Origin of the sequence: Mesorhizobium sp. M7A.F.Ca.MR.362.00.0.0 (genome assembly GCF_004023175.1) — a bacterium.
Lineage (GTDB): Bacteria > Pseudomonadota > Alphaproteobacteria > Rhizobiales > Rhizobiaceae > Mesorhizobium.
The window spans coordinates 1-385 of sequence record NZ_RZTF01000937.1 but is presented as its reverse complement, the minus strand read 5'-3'; the positions used below and the strand labels follow the sequence as shown (position 1 = coordinate 385).

General features: G+C 63.1%; 1 protein-coding gene. It reads left to right on the top strand.

Going from position 1 to position 385, the window contains the following annotated elements; all coding sequences use genetic code 11:
- Positions 1 to 207: zincin-like metallopeptidase domain-containing protein (locus EOC06_RS38595; protein ID WP_245470475.1), on the top strand; the 207-nt coding region annotated here is incomplete at its 5' end.
- Positions 208 to 385 lie beyond the last annotated feature (178 nt).

The following is a 385-nucleotide window of genomic DNA, read 5'->3' as shown; positions in this document are numbered from 1 at the left end:
TTGGCAGTCGAAGAACGGACCGCCGAACTTGCTTCAGCCTATATCTTGGCCGATCTGGGCCTGGCGCATCATCCCCGTCCTGACCACGCAGCCTATGTGGCATCCTGGCTCAAAGTGCTGAAGGGCGATGCGCGGGCGATCTTCACCGCCGCAAGCAAAGCGCAGGCTGCCGCTGACTGGATGCACGCGCAACAGCCGCCGAGCTGAGCGCCACGTCGCCTTAGGGCCGCCACCGACGCGCAGCCATGGCCTTTTCACCTTGGCTGCCGCCCAGCCCGCGAGGATCCAAAACGCTGAGGCCTGAAACTCCGATTCCGCGATAGCCACGATCGTCAGGCTTGACTGTCAGGATATGTCGCGGACCTCGGCGGCTGTTTTCTAGCAG